The organism is Methanosarcina sp. WWM596, from assembly GCF_000969965.1.
Taxonomy (GTDB): Archaea; Halobacteriota; Methanosarcinia; order Methanosarcinales; family Methanosarcinaceae; genus Methanosarcina.
In genome coordinates this window covers 407,555-423,896 of the sequence record NZ_CP009503.1, presented here as the reverse complement: position 1 = coordinate 423,896, position 16,342 = coordinate 407,555, and the positions used below count along the sequence as shown (strand labels likewise).

Sequence of the window (16,342 nt, the reverse complement as noted above, 5' to 3'; positions counted from 1 at the left end):
ATAGGAATTATTTAAACAAGCAGTTCTTTTGCTTTTGAAACGGCTTCACTTGCGTTTTCTGCGTAACAGTCTGCGCCGATCTTGTCTGCCCATGCCTGGGTTGCGGGTGCGCCCCCGATCATGACCTTTACTTTTTCCCTTATGCCCTCTTCCTTGAGGAGTTCGATAACGCCTTTCTGTCCGGGAAGAGTTGTGGTCATAAGAGCAGAAAGCCCGATCATATCAGCATTGACTTCCTTTGCCTTCTGAATGAAGTTCTTGATAGGAACATCACGACCGATATCGTGCACTTCAAAACCTGCAGACTGGAGCATTGTGGACACGATGGATTTGCCGATGTCGTGGACATCACCTTCTACGGTACCGTTCACAATGACGCCCATTTTTGAGCTGGCAGAACCATCAGGCATAAGTTCCTTAAGAGCTGCTACTCCGGCAGTCATTGCGTCGGCAGCCATCATCACATGGGGTAAGAAAAGTTTGCCTCTCTCAAAGAGGACACCCACTTCATTCATGCCTGCAGCAAGCCCTTTTTCAATAATTAATGCGGGATCCAGTTCTCCTTTTGCCTTTTCAACGGCAGCGAGCACTGTGTCCTTTTTACAGGTGATTACAGCGCCTGCAAGTTCCTGAAGTAATTCTTCTTGGCTAATGTTGCATCCTCCGTTTTAGTTTTTGAACAATGGAGACGTACCGACCCAAAAATAAATGAATAATCATTAACATTTGGGCTGCAAGCTCACGCTCTACGAGTCATGTCATGCACGAGAAGTAACGTCATGATTACCATGGGTGGGAAACCATGATTATCACAAGCGAAACTGCAAAATCATGAAGGGTTCATGATTATCCTGATTAGGGTTCATGAGTATTTTAGCAGAGGGAGTATTTTTGGTGCCATTTTAAATCCCGTCTGTTTACTCATCTTTTCAGATGTCTCCAAACTAAGTTTGAAGTACTGGTATAAATATTTTTTCAAAATAAACATACAAAAAAGAAGAGTTATATAAATATTTTTTGGTTGAAACATTTTGAATGGAGTATTCGGGAAAGAATATGAGAGGATATTACGAAAAATATAAATATGAAATAAAAAAGATGGACTTTTGAGGGTACATAAAAGAAGGAAAAGTAAAGTTACAGGGGGAATTTCAGCAAAAATATTAAAAAAGTAAGATATTTCATTGTTAAAGCGATAATGAGAATATGAAGGCTATTGAAGCTTTTTTCTACCACAACTTTAAAACATATATTTGATTTGCGATCAATTATTCCTTTTTTTGAACATTGTTGTTCCTATTTTACTTAGTCTGAATAAAATTCAGGCCAGAAAACAGAAAAAAGAGATAACAATATATAGTAGATAATCTACTGAGCCAGATTCAGAGAAAGAATCCCAAAGAAAATTAAGACAAACTGGGTTCTTTATAGCCGGATATACATAACCTGTAAGCCCTGTTTACAAGCTCAAGCATTTTCTGATCTTCCCTCTCTATTTTTACTCCACAGGCAAGGGAAAGGTACTCGGCAAGGTCAAATATCTTTATTTTCTCATTCTTTCCGGCTTCGACAAGGTTCTGCATACAGCCCCCACAGTTGGTTATGATTATATCGCAGCCCCGTTTTTCGGCAGCCCGAAAACGGTCAGAAGCTATAGAAATTGACTCAGAAGGATAATTGACTCTTGTGCCTCCACCAAAGCCACAGCAAGCCGAACCTTCGGGAGTTTTATTTGCAAGCTCAGTTCCGGGGATATTTTCAAGTACATTTCTTGCTTCCGTGTAGGCGCCCATTGTCCGCGTAAGATGGCAGGGATCGTGGTAAAAGACCCTGTGTTTGAGGGTAGTTTCCGGAGTAAGTTTTCCTTCCCTTAAAAGGTATTCCAGATACTGTGAGACCTGGAGCACCTCAAAGTCCAGTTTCCCGAACATTTTTGGATAGATTTCCTTAAAAGCTTTGAAACATCCCGGACAGGAAGTGATAAGAATTTTTGCCCCTCTTCTCCTAACTTCTTCAATATTTTGCTGCCCATGCCTGCGGATTGGATCCGGATTTCCGGCACCTGCAGATACTGCTCCGCAGCAGTATTCAAGCCCGCTAAGGACAGTGTAATCAACCCCTGTTTTTTCCAGAAGGGCAACAACAGCCCGAGGCATATTTTTGTTAATATAGGTGCCGGCACATCCCGGGAAATACACGACAGAGCCAGGACTGTCTATGTACGCAGGAATCTCATCCATTTCCTCAATCTTTTTGAAGATATTATTCTCAGCCTCAGGGTCCAACATGGTCTGCCTGTCCGTAAGGCCATTTTCACGGACCCATTTCTGCCGGGCAGGAGAAATAAGCATCTTGAGACCCAGGTCCTCGGGACAGGCTTCAGCGCAAAGCCCGCAGGTCAGGCAGCGTAGCAGAGAAGTAGAATCAATACCAGTAGGATCAATTTCAATAGCCTCATCCAGATACCCGTAAAGTAGTTCAAGCAAACTGAGGTCATCGTATCGCGGGCAGACCTCGAGACACTGTCCGCATTGCGTACATTTTTCCCTGTGTTCTTCCACTAGATTCATATTTTAACTCCACATTATTTTAAACTCGTGAGACTCCATTCTTATAGCGATCCATGAACTACCCCATCCTGCTTTTGGAAAAAAGCGAGGACGGGGCTTCCTTCGAGTGATTACGTCACCTGGATATTTGCAGTGATGCAAGTATCCGTCTGTAATCCTGTTTGTCGAAAATTATCAGAAAAACTCTGATAACCTGTCCAGAAAGCATTCTGTGATAAGAACCGCTTCATGATGTTGATAGCACTATTTCTATCTTTATCAATAACGTTTCCGCAATCACATTTCATAATTATTTACCAAAGAGGCATGTCGTGTCTTTTTCTGCAAACACAGCACTCTTTTGATGTATAAGCTTCATCAATTCTTATTACTCATTTACCTGTAAGCTCTGCTTTGTAGGTCAAAAATTCGATGAACCGAGAAAGATATCCTTAATTCTGAGTTGATCTATTCTGAGAACGTTTTTTTTCCAGTTACTTTCTTTGATTGAACCATACTTTTTCATTAAGATCACCAACAATTATTGTATTGGCTCTGGTTTTTTCAATCATGGTTTTAGAGAGCCTATGTTGAAAATCTTTGATCTGATTAGACTTTTTTGCTTCAATCTTTCCATATGTTTTGTGCAGTCTATTCCATCTTTTGCGTCTTTTTTTACAATGATCTCTTCTGGATTTGATTGTATCTATTTTAGTATTCCAGTATTGATCTGAACGTGGTGTTTTAACTTCAAAGAATTTTCCTTGAGTGTTTACTGCTGTTACTATTTTCGTGATTCCTAAATCTATTGCTTGATACAAATCGTTATCAATATACTCTGTTATAGGACTTATAGGATTTTCATCATATGTTATTGATACAAAGAAATTTCCTCTACCCTTGTATGGATCGTCATTGTAGTCTACCCTTGTATGGATCGTCATTGTAGTCTACCCTTGTATGGATCGTCATTGTAGTCTACCCTTGTATGGATCATCATTGTAGATTTCAACCTGCTTGATTGTCAATAAATCAAAAGTATTTCCAATCTCAAACGATAATGGAATTTCATATACTTTATGAGAGAAACTGAGTTTTCCACTATTGATTTTGAATCTGCTTTGATTGTAAACCAAAGTCATGAAGTATTTTTCACTTCAGAACTTTGGCTGTCTTGCAGACTTATCACCATTTTTCAAGAGTGAGAAGAACGATTTATAATTAGCATCAAGCTTTTTCAATACCGATTGTAATACTTTGGAATACACTATATTGTACTGAGGGTATTTTTCTTTCAATGCTGGAAGCTGATTCTGTTGTACTACGTACTTTACAGTTCTCTGTTCGATTTTCCACGCTTCTTTTCTTTCGGCTAAAGCGAAATTATAGAGGCATCTACACTGTTCAGATAATTACCAAAGAACATCTATCTGTTCTTCAGTTGGGTTGATCTTGATCTTCTTCGTCAGATGCATATTTGCCTTGATTCTTCACATATTTTTTAAATACGTCTTGAGTTACTTGCCCTGTCGATGCGATAAAATACGATCTTGACCAGAACGTATCTTTCCATAACATAGTTTTTACTTCAGGGAAGTTTTTACGAACCTCCCTTGAAGTTAGTATCTTTATAATGTTGATATATTTTGGAATATCAAGCAAAAGTTTTGCTGAAAATAATAAGTGAAAATTGTTTTTGTCACACTCTATATTCAGCACTTCAACATCGAATGTTTCACTTATGTTATGGATTTTAGTTTTAAGAAAATCAATTATCGGAGGATTCGTTAGAGCTTTTCTTCTATATATAACGCATTGAACGAAATGATAATGGAGTGAATGTACAGAATGGCTTCCAAGACCCAGTTTATTCTGCATAGTTGGAATTATATAGAGATAACTATAAGTAGGAAATAATTATGTTACTGTTGTTTTGTAGAAGTTGACGGCTTTCATTCCCCACCTGTCGCTTACGCTCCAAGGAAGGGGACTTCCCACTTTAGAGTTAAAACCTTGCGATCCTTGTGAACTACCACTCAGCTAAAGACTGAGTGGCTTCTTGGTTCATTCCTCCCTCTATTGAGGGCAAGTCCCCAAGCTCATCCCCGTAGTCCCTACGGTGTCATAATCCAATTAGATTCTGATCTATGAGAGCGAATTTTTTGATATTGATAGCGGCATTAATGTCTCTATCGTGTTTGGTTTTACAGTCTGGACAAATCCATTCTCTGTCTTTTAGCTGAAGCTCTTTATTGTGGTATCCACACACACTACATAGCTTAGAAGAGGGTTCAAATTGTCCTATTCTCAGGACGGTTTTTCCAAACCATTGAGCCTTATATTCCAACTTTGTTACAAAACTACTCCACGCAGAATCACTTATAGCCTGTGCTAAGTGATGATTCTTAACCATGCCTTTAACATTTAGAGTTTCCAGAGCTACAGCTTGGTTTTCGCTAACAAGTCTAAAAGAGAGTTTGTTCTGGAAGTCATTTCTCTGATTTGTTATTTTGTCATGGAGTACAGCAAGTCTTCGTTTAGCTTTTGCCCTGTTCTTAGAGCCTTTCTGTTTCCTTGAGACTCTTTTCTGTAATACTTTGAGCCTTTTAAGAGAGTTTTTCAAGTACTTTGGATTCTCAACCTTTTCTCCTGTTGAAAGGACAGAAAAGTCTTTGATACCTACATCAATTCCTACTGTTGTTGATTCTGTGAAAGCTTCCTTTACTGGAAGTTATTTTCCATCTTCAACAAGGATACTGATGTAGTAATGTCCTTTACATGTCCTTGATACCGTAGCCGTTTTAGGCTCTCCTTCAAACTTCCTGTGAAGAACTGCTTTAATTGGTTCTATTTTTGGAAGCTTGATAGTATTATTTTCAAAGTTTACAGTGTAGTGTTGAGGTACAGGGAAAGACTGTATCGGATTCTTTTTTGATTTGAACTTTGGAAACCCTGTTTTCTCTCTAAAGAATCTAGTGAAAGCGGATTCAACCTGCTTAGTCATCCCCTGTAATGATTGAGAGTTAACTTCTCCTAACCACTCATTAGGAGTGAGCCGAAAGTTAGCGTTTTGTCAATTGTCAGAAAATTGAAACAAGAATATACTAACAGGTTATGGAAAACTCAAAAAGAATATCTGAAAAAGTATTATTGGGGTGAGAATACGTTATGGAGTGATGGTTATTTTGCGTCTACTATCGGAAATGTTAGTAAAGAGGCGGCAGAAGATTACATACGGAATCAGGGGTGAAGTTGACGCTTATATCCCCTGAGCTAAAGACACAGGGGTTTTACGCTTCTTCATATAAACCTCTTTCTGGATTATTCCATCCCTGAAGCCCAGAATCTTTAGAAAAAAGATAAGACTAATATCCAGATACGTATTATCAATAGTCAGATAAAAAGAATAGCCAGATAAGAATAGCTAGATAAAAGGAAGGGATAGAAATATTCGAAGACCTCAAAAACAGTGCAAGAAAGCTGGTAATTCCATTTGCTCGTTCAATACCCCTTGCCCCAAACACCCTCACCCTGATGGGTTTTGCAGTAAGCGTAGCTGCTGGAGCTGCATTCTCTCTGGGCAAACCTTTTGAAGGAGGGCTTCTGATCCTCTTCAGCGGAGTTTTCGATATCCTTGACGGCGGAGTAGCAAGAGCAAAAGGCAGAATCACTCCATTCGGAGGCGTGCTTGACTCGGTCTGCGACCGCTATTCCGACGGGCTAATGTTTCTCGGGATCATGGCAGGAGCGATTAACGGAAGGCTCAGTTTTACCCCTATCCTCGGAATTGATGGCTGGCTCTGGGCTGGCTTTGCCCTGATAGGTTCTTTTCTGGTTAGCTACACTCGCGCCCGAGCAGAGTCCGCAGGCTGCAGAAAACTGTCTATAGGAATTGCCGAACGCACGGAAAGGATGCTTATACTTGCTTTAGGCGCTCTTTTAGGCTTCCTCGGCTGGGCTCTTGTGCTGATAGCCATTATCTCCCACGTCACCATCATCCAGAGGATTCTGCGGGCAAAAAGTATCCTGAGTGAGCTATCCGAATCCGAATTCCAGAAACCCTGAAATTAAAAATAAGGAAAAAACCCATACAAAACTCGTGCAAAAAAAACGCAGGTCAACAATTGAAAAAATAATAAAGATAAGGTGCAGACTTTTCCCTACCGATATGCATTTATACTACATGTTTGATTACAATAGTTGGATGATGGCAAGTAAGAATAGGACCATTGCCGTCTGATAAACGTAAATACTCTGCGGGGCCGTAGGGTAGCTTGGTCCATCCTGCAAGGCTGGGGGTCTTGCGACTTGAGTTCGAATCTCAGCGGCCCCACCAAACTTTTATTCAGCTTTTTGACGTTTTTATAGGTATTATTTATTAGATTTTTCATTACATGTTTTTACAATATCTGATTTGCTGCATAATTCCTATATTCAGCCCCTTTCATCGTTTTGGATCTTTTTTCATAGTTTTTGAGCTTATAATCCAAAACCTTACCCACATATTTGAATTTGTTTTTTGGGCCCCGGGCTCTCAACGACTGCGAAGCAGGCAGCCTTTCCGAAACAGAAAAAAGGACTTGAAAACTCAGATACAGGCAATTTATGATCTGCTGCAACAACCTAACTTTAACCGGAGTTTCAAAAATATAAAAAATAAAGGCTCTTGGCTAGGATTATATTCAGTAAGATAAAAAAATTAATTAAGTTGACAACTTCAACTTGGGATATACTCCCCAAGTTGAAGTATTGTAAAGATCTCAGCAGTTTATTTGTTCCGACGTTCCGCAAATGTCCACAAAAATCAAAATTGCGCTGGCACACCCCGACGCAAGCTAGCGGGGTATTCGACTGAGAATAAATGATAAAGGACGCGTTAAAAGAAAAAAATCACAGATGTCAAAATAAAATCTGTGCAGGAAGCACACCGTGTTAAACTCACTTATTAGTTATATTCCTCCTCCTTCCCCTTTTCCCGCTTATACTTTTCCTTAATTTTCTCAATCATTTCCTCATTAGCCTCAACAACGAAAGCTCCGACATACCCGCATTCTTTGCAATGGTAGACCGCACCTGCATACCCACCAACCTCATAATAGATATCCGCATTCCCGCAAACAGGACAGACTTCAATTAATTTTTCCCGGTTCAGGGCAATTCCTCCTTTAATAAGGCTTACAATACCGAATCGTTAAATTATATATAAGAAGCATGATTCAAGATAAAGACATAGTATTTTAACCTGATATTCAAAATGATGTTAAAAATGATGTTAAAAATGACTCAAACTGACATGCAAAAAAGAACCATGCTGCTTAGCTGAAATAACCAGCCGCTTATTCATATATCCCCATTCCAGATTTAGATATTAACTGTAGATATTAATGATCAAGGCTTACAGTGAGTTGAAAAATGACAGAAATGATGACCCCTGCAATGCGCCAGTACTACGAAGCCAAGCAGGCATACCCTGATGCCCTTATCTTCTTCAGAATGGGTGACTTCTACGAATCCTTTGGGGAAGACGCAAAAACCATTGCGAAAGAACTTGAAATTACCCTGACTGCACGAGGGAAAGACAAAAAAGGGGAGAAAATGCCGCTTGCAGGAATTCCCCACCATGCCATTGACACCTACCTGCCCAGGTTAATAAATAAAGGGTACAAGGTAGCCATCTGTGAACAACTCGAAAACCCAAAGCAGGCAAAAGGGGTTGTGAAAAGGGGAGTTGTTAGGGTGGTGACCCCGGGAACAGCAATAGATTCTTCCATGTTTTCGGATGCCTCAAACAATTACCTCATGGCAGTTGCAGGAAGAGAGATCGGAAAATCCGGGAAAAACGGAGAAAAAGAAATAGAATTCGGGATCTCCTTCCTCGATATATCTACAGGGGAGTTCCTTACAACCCAGTTTACGGACTCGGACAGCTTTGAGAAATTACTTAGCGAGCTTGCCCGCATGCACCCTGCAGAATGCATCCTGCCCCCGTCCCTGTACGGGAATTCGGAACTTGTAGCCAGGTTAAAGGACCAGACAATTGTACAGGAATTTGCCCCCGAGATTTTCGGACCCGAGGAAGCCGAAGAGAACCTGAAAACCCATTTTGGGGTCGCGACCCTCGAGGGTATGGGCTGTGAAAAACTCGAGTTTGCAGTTTACTCAGCCTGGGCTGCCCTTGAGTATGCAAAAACTACCCAGATGAGGAACCTTGCCCATATCAATACCCTCAGAGCCTACTCAAACACTGAATTCATGGTCCTGGATTCGATTACCCTGCGCAACCTCGAAATCGTGAAAAACGTGAGAGAGGGAGGGGACGAAAATTCCCTCTATCGGACCCTGAACTATACACGGACCCCCATGGGAAGCCGCATCCTGAAAAAATGGCTTTTAAAGCCGCTTCTTTCCGTAGAAAAAATTAACCTCAGGCTGGATGCAGTCGAAGAACTGGCAGAAGACTCTCTGCTCCGCTACGATATAAGAGACTGGCTCTCAGATGTAAGAGACATCGAACGCCTGGTAGGAAGAATTGTGTACGGAAATGCCAGTGCGAGGGATCTCGTAGCCCTGAAAAAATCCATGTACGTCGTGCCTTCTATCCGGGACCGCCTGCTGGAAAAAGCCGGGTCTGAAATCTTAAAAGAGATTGCAGAAGGGCTTGCAGCCTTTTCGGAACTGGAAACCCTGGCGGAAATGATTGAAAAAGCAATTGTTGACGAGCCTCCTGTAACCATCCGGGATGGGGGAATGATAAAGCCAGGGTATAATCCGGAGCTTGACGAACTCAGGGATATTGCAAGCAACAGCAAAAAGTGGATTGCGGTTTTTCAGCAGAAAGAGAGAGAGAGAAGCGGAATCAAGTCCCTGAAAGTCGGGTACAATAAGGTATTTGGTTATTATATCGAAGTTACCCATGCAAATAGTAGCCAGGTGCCGGAGGACTATATAAGAAAGCAGACAATGTCAAATGCCGAGCGTTTCTTTACTCCGGAACTTAAAGAAAAAGAAAGCCTGATCCTGACAGCAAACGAAAAGTCAGTAGCTCTGGAATACGAAATCTTCACTGAACTCACACAGATCCTTTCAACCCATTCAAGGGAACTCCAGGAAACAGCAGAAAGACTGGGGACCCTTGATGTCCTTGCAGACCTTGCCGAGGTTGCAGAAAACAACAACTATACAAGGCCGCAACTCACCGAAGACTGCAAGATCCTCATCAGGGACGGGCGACATCCCGTAGTCGAAAGTACCGTATCAGGAGGCTTTGTCCCGAATGATACCGAAATGGACTGCAAGGAGCAACAGTTTTTGCTTGTTACAGGCCCGAACATGGCAGGAAAGTCCACTTACATGCGCCAGACCGCCCTTATTGCAATTATGGCTCAGGCAGGCTCCTTTGTTCCGGCATCCTATACATCCATAGGGATGATTGATCAGGTCTTTACAAGAATAGGGGCTTTTGACGACCTTGCAAGCGGGCAGAGCACTTTTATGGTTGAGATGGTGGAGCTTGCAAATATCCTGAATAACGCAAGTCCCCGAAGTCTTGTACTGCTTGACGAAATCGGCAGGGGAACGAGCACATACGATGGGTACAGCATCGCAAAAGCAGTAGTAGAGTTCCTGCACAATAGAGGAAAGGTTGGCGTAAGGGCTCTTTTTGCGACCCATTATCACCAGCTCACAGCCCTTGAAGAGAAATTAAAAAGGGTCAAAAACTACCACATTGCAGTAAAAGAAGATGGTCACGAGTTAGTTTTCCTGCGGAAAATAGTCCCCGGAGCAACAGACAGGAGTTACGGAATCCAGGTTGCAAGGCTTGCCGGAGTTCCGGAAAAGGTGATCGAAAGGGCAAATGAGGTCCTCAAGGAACTGGAAAAGGAAAACGTGCTTGAGGAAGCCGTGGATGGCGAAAACGGGAAAAAAAGAAAAAGCAAGGCAGGTGCACGCTATACCCAGATGCTGCTTTTTGACCCTGGGAGTGGCAATGGAAATTCGGAGAAGGCAAAAGGGTTGAGCCCTGTGGAAGTAGCCCTGAAAAAGACGAATGTGGATGAGATGACACCAATAGAAGCCATGAACAAGCTCCATGAGCTGAAAAAGCTACTTGACTAAAAAATAAACGGGCTACAGGATTGCCCACCTTGATAGGGCAAGGATCAGGGAAGAACAGAGGAAAGGGTGGATAAAGGCAGATAAAGAACAGATAAAGGACAGATAAAGGACAGAGGAAAGGAAAAGTGAAAAACAAATGACGGAGCAGATTGAAGAAAAGATGGAAGAGAAAATGGAAGAGCAGGGAAATAAAATCCGGATCCTTGACAGGGACACGATAAATAAAATCGCAGCCGGGGAAGTAATAGAACGCCCGGCATCCGTGGTAAAGGAACTTGTGGACAATTCAATCGATGCCGGAGCAACGGAAATCCGCATCGAAGTAAGAAAAGGGGGAAAACATTCCATCCTTATCAGGGACAACGGCTGCGGGATGAGCAGGGCAGATGTCCTTCTTTCATATAAAAAACACGCAACAAGCAAACTCACGCGGATCGAAGACCTGGATACGGTCGCAACAATGGGGTTCAGGGGAGAAGCTCTTGCTTCAATTACCGCCATTGCAAAGGTAGAAATCCTTACCCGCCCCCAGGAAGAGATTACCGGTACAAAAATAGTCATCCACGGAGGGAAGGTGCAGGAAACATCTGATGCAGGCACGGCTCCGGGAACCTTGATGCACGTAAAAGATCTCTTCTATAACACACCTGCAAGGCGCAAGTACCTGAAAAGCGACCGCACCGAACTTGCCCATATCACAGACACCGTTACAAGGCTTGCCCTGGCAAATCCGGGAATTTCCTTTACCCTGCTCAGCGAAGGAAAGCCAGTCATAAGAAATACGGGCTCCAGCGACCTTTTCAAAAGCCTGGTCAACCTTCTTGGACCTGATACTGCCCGTTCAATGCTACCCCTTGAGTACAGAACAGAAGACTTTGAAATTCGGGGATATATCTCAAAACCCGAAACCACCAGGGGAGGAAGCGACCAGCTTTATGTTTTCGTAAACACTCGCCCGGTCACTTCAAGAGCTATCAACACGGCTGTCCGCGAAGGATATTATACAAAGATCCCTAAAGGCCGCTATCCTGTAGCAGTACTTGCTCTTACCCTTGATCCGGGAGAAGTAGATGTAAACGTACACCCCCGCAAAGCCGAAGTCCGGTTCAGCCGGGAAAAGGAGGTAGGGGATGCAGTCATTCATGCAGTTGAAAAGGTCCTCTCGGACCACGGACTTGCTCCCGAAGTAAGGGAAAAAGAGGGAAGAAGGTTTCAGAAAACCTTTGAGAGTCCGAGGCCATCAGAAGAAATTCAGGCACAGAAAGCTCCCTTAACTCTGCCGGAAAAGGGAGCAACAGAGAAAATCAGGAAAGCAGCCGGAAAAGAAACTGGAAAGGAAGCAGGGGTTCAAGAGGAAACCAGGGTTCCTGAAAGTGGCAGTAGGCTCCTGAGAGAAAAATCAGAAGCTTATACTTATCCGATAAAAGATACGGAGAGAAGGCTGAAGAAATCCGAGCGCCTGTTGGATTTTCCAGAAAGGACAGGGTCCCAGGAAGTCCTGAGGAGAGAAGATCAGAGCAGTAAAAAGGAAAAAGAAAAGGAAGAAGCAGGGGAAAAGGCAAATGAAAGAATAAATGCAGGGGAGAGGCAAAGTAAAAAGCCAAAGCAAAAAGCAAACATCGACCTTCTAGAAGACCTGCGGATCATAGGCCAGGTCTCTAAAATGTATATCATTGCCGAAAAAGGAGAAGATCTTGTGCTCATCGACCAGCATGCAGCCCATGAGCGGGTCCTTTACGAACAGGTCCTGAGAACGAAAAAGTCCAGGGTGCAGGAACTGATCGCCCCTGTAGTGATAGAACTTACCCCGAAAGAAAAGGTGCTTATGGAAGAATACATCCCCTATCTGGAGGAGTACGGCTTCGGGATCTCAGAATTTGGGGACAATACCTATGTCGTTACTTTTGTGCCCGAGGTTTTCGGACGGCTTGAGGATACCAGCGTAATCCATGACGTGATCTCTGACCTGCTGGCTGAAGGAAAGGTTAAAAAGGACACAGGAATTTCGGAAAAGGTAAGCAAGACCCTCGCCTGCAGGGCAGCAATCAAAGGAGGGGCAGCCTGCAACTCGAGGCAGATGGAAGAGCTGATAGAACAGCTCAAAGCAGCTGAAAATCCCTACTCCTGCCCGCATGGGAGACCAACAGTGATAACCTTTACAAAAAGTGAATTGGACCGCATGTTTGCAAGAATTCAGTAAACAGAGTTGCCGGAAAAAAGAAAATATTGAAAAAAATCCGGAAAAAGGGATTGATCAAGAAATGAAAAATCCCCATAAAAAAGCCATCTGTCGATAGAGCGTACAGAAAGAATACTGGTAATTAGCTATGGAGATATCAGGAAGATTTCCACTGGAAATCCACCATTAATTTCCTATAGATTTATATAATATAACTGATGATGTAAGGTCGATGTCAGACGAGTATTGACATCTAAAAGGCATCATTCCACAAAGCTATTTTTCACACACCAACCCCCAAACCCCCACAAAAGAATGGTACCCCCCATTCAAACCCCAAGAGAAATACCCCCAACTTCCAGAAAAACGAAAAAATCCCCAGTCCTGGAATGATGCCACTCTTTTCTATATTGTTCTGTGAATATTACATTGTCCATGTAGCTTTTCCGATTTTTCAGGTCAATACATTTATAATAAAAAACCCCCGAGTATTCTTCCATGATAGATCCTGTTAACAATTTCAAGATCCCTGAAGAATGGATTGCCCTTACAGGGCTGCCCAGGGAAGAACTTGAAAAAAACGTAGCGTCCGGGATGGTCGTGGTCCTGAGTGACGGGTCCGTACTCAAGAGAGGATATACCACAGGAACTACAGCCAGTGCAGCTGCAAAAGCCGCTGTCCTTTCCCTTAAAAAAACAGTGGACAATGTATCCGTACCCACCCCGGTCGGACTGAGAGCCTACCTTGAAATCAGCGAGTCCTCCCCAGGGCGCGCAGTTGTAAAGAAGATCCCTAACGACCACGAATCCGATATTACCCGGGGGCTTGAATTTGTTGGCGAAGCCAGGGAAACCGAGGGAATCAGCATCTTCGGTGGAAAGGGTATAGGGGTTGTAAGAAGGGACGGGCTCCAGGTCTCGAAGGGAAAACCTGCCATCAACCCTAAACCCATGGAACAGATCCGGGCTGCAGTGCAGGAAGCCGTAGAGGAACTGGGCCTGAAGGGAGCTGAGGTCACGATTTCAATCCCTGAAGGGGAAAGGATAGGAAAAGAGACTCTGAACAGCAGGATAGGAGTCGAAGGCGGGATTTCCGTCCTCGGAAGCACAGGTTTTGTTGAACCCTGGAACGACCACCTGGGAGAGATGAAAGGAGACCTCATCCGCTGCACTGACAGGGTAGTCCTGACTACGGGCCGGATAGGAATGAAATATTCTCACATGCTCTTCCCCGACTACACTATTGTTATGGTAGGGAGCAGGATTTCGGAAGGTCTTGAGAACGCATCAGGCGATGTTATTATCTGCGGGCTTCCGGGGCTTGTCCTGAAATGGGGAAACCCTGAAATGCTTCAGAACAGCGGGTATGCAACCGTTGTTGAAATGCTTGAAATGGCTCCGGAACACGAGCGCCTGAAAGAAGCCTTTGAAATGGCGGTTGAGAAAGGCAAAGGTGCAAGAATCGTGGTAATTGACAGGGACGGGTCTGTCCTTATGGACAGCAAGAGTGAGAAGAAAAAGTGAATTCAGAAATTGAATAAAACTAAATTCTGAAGTTGAATTAAAAGCGAAATCCAGAGAATGAGATATCAGAAATTCGAACCGGACAGAGGGGAAGAAAAACTATGATTGTGGTAGGAGTCGGGGTCGGACCCGGCATGCTCACGGAAGAAGGGATAAGGGCGATAAGAAAGGCATCCGTGGTTTACGGGGCAAAAAGATCCCTTGAGCTCGCCCAGGAATATATTACCTGCGAAGCAAAAACAATTAAAGATTATAAGTCGCTCCATCTCCTGCCCGCAGATGCCGTTGTCCTGTCCACAGGAGATCCCATGTTTTCCGGGCTCGGGAAATTTGCAGGGGAAAAGGATACCGTGATTCCCGGGATCTCTTCAATGCAGGCAGCCTGTGCGCGTACAAGAGTGAACCTGACGAACCTTTGTGCAATAACAGCCCACGGCAGGGACTTTGAGCCTGCAAAAGCCGAACTGATCCGGGAATTGAAGAACGGGAGAAATATTTTCCTGCTGCCGGAAGAGACCTTCGGCTCCCGCGAGGTTGCGGAAATCCTTAAAGACCTTGGACTGGAAGCCGAGCTCTATACCTGCGAAAACCTCGGCTACCCCGAAGAAAGGATCGCAAAAGGCACTCCTGACAACCCCCCGATTGCGGAAACTATTCTTTACGGACTGCTTGTCGTGCAGAAAAGATAAAAAGGGGAAAGAGAATGGAAAAAACACAGACGTTCGGTTCAGACCGCGATAAAGCTCATGAGAACGTAAAAGATCAAATCCCCGAAAACGACTGCGGTTATAAAGCCTGCTGTAATTGAGAGCATAAAAGGCAGGCCCGGAGTAACCCAGACTTCCTTTTCAATGAGCCCTTTTTTTGCGTATTCTTCAAGTTCGGGCTTTCGGTTCGCATCAAAATCGAGCCCTGCCCGTGCAAACTTCCTGATAACGCTTCCGTTTTCATCAAGCTCAAACTTTTCAAGCAAACCAAGATGTTCCTTATTTTTCAGTGAGAAAACCTCAGTCTTGTACCCGATAAACATGTAGAAGGGCTTTTTGAGCATTTCAGGCGAGAAATGCAGAAGGTTGTAGCAGAACATCCCGAGAGGCACGAATATCGTTACCAGAAGAGCATTTTCCAGCACCGTGAAGGCAAAGAGCCCTACAGGAGGCAGCCCGAACAGAGGATAAAGCTCTCCCGAGAACAGGAAAACCGGATAGAGAGGGAATAAGATGGAAAGCACTATCAGCCCCTTTGCATCCCCGCCCCCGAAGGCTCCAAGCTGGAAAAGGATGTAAATCGAAATGAAAACAACAACTCCAGAAAAAATAAGAGATTTAAGATAGGGAATCCCTCCGGTAAAAACTTCATATAGAATAAATACCAAACCCGATGCAAGCATGGACTTCCACACCTTATTTGAGACTCTGCGCACCTTCAGGTCAGTGTAACACGAATAGAGCAAAAATGGCATGGTAAAGAGGATTTTCAGGATTTCTATCATACAAACCAGACAATTAAATTATTTTTAGAGTTATTTACATTATTACTTATTTACTTCTTTACTTTATCGCTTGAATGAAAATTCCCGGACAGCCCGTCGACAGCCCATCAAAAGTTCCACCCGCAGACTGAAAACTCCAGCCGACGATTCTTCCCCCTTCAAATCCTTCAAAATATACAAAGGAACTGAAAACCCCCAGGCAAAAATATAACAAGTAATAACATAACAGGCCCGGTCAAGCCCAAAATCAGCTTGCAAGCGATAAGCTTATACATAAGAAGTTCTATTTTATGGTTGCTTAACCCTGCTTAACCCTTATTAGTTTTCAATTTCAATCAATGGGCTCGTGGTCTAGACGGTTATGACGTCGCCTTCACACGGCGGAGGTCCTGAGTTCGAATCTCAGCGGGCCCACTTTCTGTTTCATCCTTGTTTTCTAATTTAGAGGTTTTATAGACTTCCTTTTCTAATGCTTCGATTCTT

At 43.4% G+C, this 16,342-nt stretch carries 10 protein-coding genes, 2 tRNA genes and 2 pseudogenes; 8 read left to right on the top strand and 6 right to left on the bottom strand.

What is annotated here, in order from left to right:
• Window positions 1-11: 11 nt before the first annotated feature.
• The 5 genes and pseudogenes from mtbC to MSWHS_RS22170 all read right to left on the bottom strand — a co-directional run.
• Complete coding sequence (gene mtbC, locus MSWHS_RS01895) at window positions 12-653, bottom strand: dimethylamine corrinoid protein MtbC (protein ID WP_048125538.1); 642 nt, start codon at window positions 651-653, stop codon at window positions 12-14.
• Between the two features lie 753 nt (window positions 654-1,406).
• The gene (locus MSWHS_RS01890) at window positions 1,407-2,570 is read right to left on the bottom strand and encodes a (Fe-S)-binding protein (protein ID WP_048125536.1); all 1,164 of its coding nucleotides are present in this window, start codon (window positions 2,568-2,570) and stop codon (window positions 1,407-1,409) included.
• A gap of 473 nt (window positions 2,571-3,043) precedes the next feature.
• The gene (locus MSWHS_RS20805) at window positions 3,044-3,493 is read right to left on the bottom strand and encodes a transposase (protein WP_052722533.1); all 450 of its coding nucleotides are present in this window, start codon (window positions 3,491-3,493) and stop codon (window positions 3,044-3,046) included.
• A gap of 493 nt (window positions 3,494-3,986) precedes the next feature.
• Window positions 3,987-4,427 (bottom strand): IS200/IS605 family transposase, encoded by a 441-nt coding sequence (gene tnpA, locus MSWHS_RS01880; RefSeq protein ID WP_048125534.1) that lies wholly within the window; start codon window positions 4,425-4,427, stop codon window positions 3,987-3,989.
• Between the two features lie 244 nt (window positions 4,428-4,671).
• Window positions 4,672-5,595: pseudogene (locus MSWHS_RS22170) on the bottom strand (RNA-guided endonuclease TnpB family protein); the annotation flags it as partial.
• On the opposite strand from MSWHS_RS22170, the pseudogene tnpA (MSWHS_RS01865) reads away from it, so the two are divergent.
• The 7 genes and pseudogenes from tnpA (MSWHS_RS01865) to MSWHS_RS01830 form a co-directional block, all read left to right on the top strand.
• Window positions 5,590-5,799, top strand: a pseudogene (gene tnpA / locus MSWHS_RS01865) (IS200/IS605 family transposase); the annotation flags it as partial. The pseudogenes MSWHS_RS22170 and tnpA (MSWHS_RS01865) sit on opposite strands and share 6 nt — an antisense overlap.
• A 254-nt stretch (window positions 5,800-6,053) precedes the next feature.
• The gene (locus MSWHS_RS01860) at window positions 6,054-6,614 is read left to right on the top strand and encodes a CDP-alcohol phosphatidyltransferase family protein (protein WP_255350504.1); all 561 of its coding nucleotides are present in this window, start codon (window positions 6,054-6,056) and stop codon (window positions 6,612-6,614) included.
• A gap of 193 nt (window positions 6,615-6,807) precedes the next feature.
• Window positions 6,808-6,885: transfer RNA gene (locus tag MSWHS_RS01855), tRNA-Pro, on the top strand.
• 1,076 nt (window positions 6,886-7,961) lie between these two features.
• Window positions 7,962-10,664 carry a DNA mismatch repair protein MutS gene (gene mutS, locus MSWHS_RS01845; RefSeq protein WP_048125528.1) on the top strand — a complete coding sequence of 901 codons (2,703 nt, stop codon included), beginning with the start codon at window positions 7,962-7,964 and terminating at the stop codon, window positions 10,662-10,664.
• 136 nt (window positions 10,665-10,800) lie between these two features.
• Window positions 10,801-12,864, top strand: coding sequence for a DNA mismatch repair endonuclease MutL (mutL, locus tag MSWHS_RS01840; protein ID WP_231585532.1), 2,064 nt, complete (start codon window positions 10,801-10,803; stop codon window positions 12,862-12,864).
• A gap of 477 nt (window positions 12,865-13,341) precedes the next feature.
• On the top strand, window positions 13,342-14,367 hold the full coding sequence (locus MSWHS_RS01835) for a cobalt-precorrin-5B (C(1))-methyltransferase (protein ID WP_048125525.1): 1,026 nt from the start codon (window positions 13,342-13,344) through the stop codon (window positions 14,365-14,367).
• 101 nt (window positions 14,368-14,468) lie between these two features.
• A complete protein-coding gene (locus MSWHS_RS01830) occupies window positions 14,469-15,056 on the top strand; it encodes a cobalt-precorrin-7 (C(5))-methyltransferase (protein WP_048125523.1) in 588 nt (195 codons plus the stop codon).
• A 38-nt stretch (window positions 15,057-15,094) separates the two neighbouring features.
• Here MSWHS_RS01830 and MSWHS_RS01825 read toward each other — a convergent pair whose 3' ends face one another.
• Window positions 15,095-15,859, bottom strand: coding sequence for an A24 family peptidase C-terminal domain-containing protein (locus MSWHS_RS01825; protein WP_048125521.1), 765 nt, complete (start codon window positions 15,857-15,859; stop codon window positions 15,095-15,097).
• A 340-nt stretch (window positions 15,860-16,199) separates the two neighbouring features.
• Here MSWHS_RS01825 and MSWHS_RS01820 point away from each other — a divergent pair.
• A tRNA-Val gene (locus MSWHS_RS01820) sits at window positions 16,200-16,273 on the top strand.
• Window positions 16,274-16,342 lie beyond the last annotated feature (69 nt).

Bases quoted from the DNA above. Each gene is read 5' to 3' on its own strand.
- tnpA (WP_048125534.1), bottom strand. From the start codon at position 4,427: ATGCAGAATAAACTGGGTCTTGGAAGCCATTCTGTACATTCACTCCAT.
- MSWHS_RS01835 (WP_048125525.1), top strand. From the start codon at position 13,342: ATGATAGATCCTGTTAACAATTTCAAGATCCCTGAAGAATGGATTGCC.
- mutS (WP_048125528.1), top strand. From the start codon at position 7,962: ATGACAGAAATGATGACCCCTGCAATGCGCCAGTACTACGAAGCCAAG.
- mutL (WP_231585532.1), top strand. From the start codon at position 10,801: ATGACGGAGCAGATTGAAGAAAAGATGGAAGAGAAAATGGAAGAGCAG.
- MSWHS_RS20805 (WP_052722533.1), bottom strand. From the start codon at position 3,493: ATGACGATCCATACAAGGGTAGACTACAATGACGATCCATACAAGGGT.
- MSWHS_RS01825 (WP_048125521.1), bottom strand. From the start codon at position 15,859: ATGATAGAAATCCTGAAAATCCTCTTTACCATGCCATTTTTGCTCTAT.
- MSWHS_RS01890 (WP_048125536.1), bottom strand. From the start codon at position 2,570: ATGAATCTAGTGGAAGAACACAGGGAAAAATGTACGCAATGCGGACAG.
- MSWHS_RS01830 (WP_048125523.1), top strand. From the start codon at position 14,469: ATGATTGTGGTAGGAGTCGGGGTCGGACCCGGCATGCTCACGGAAGAA.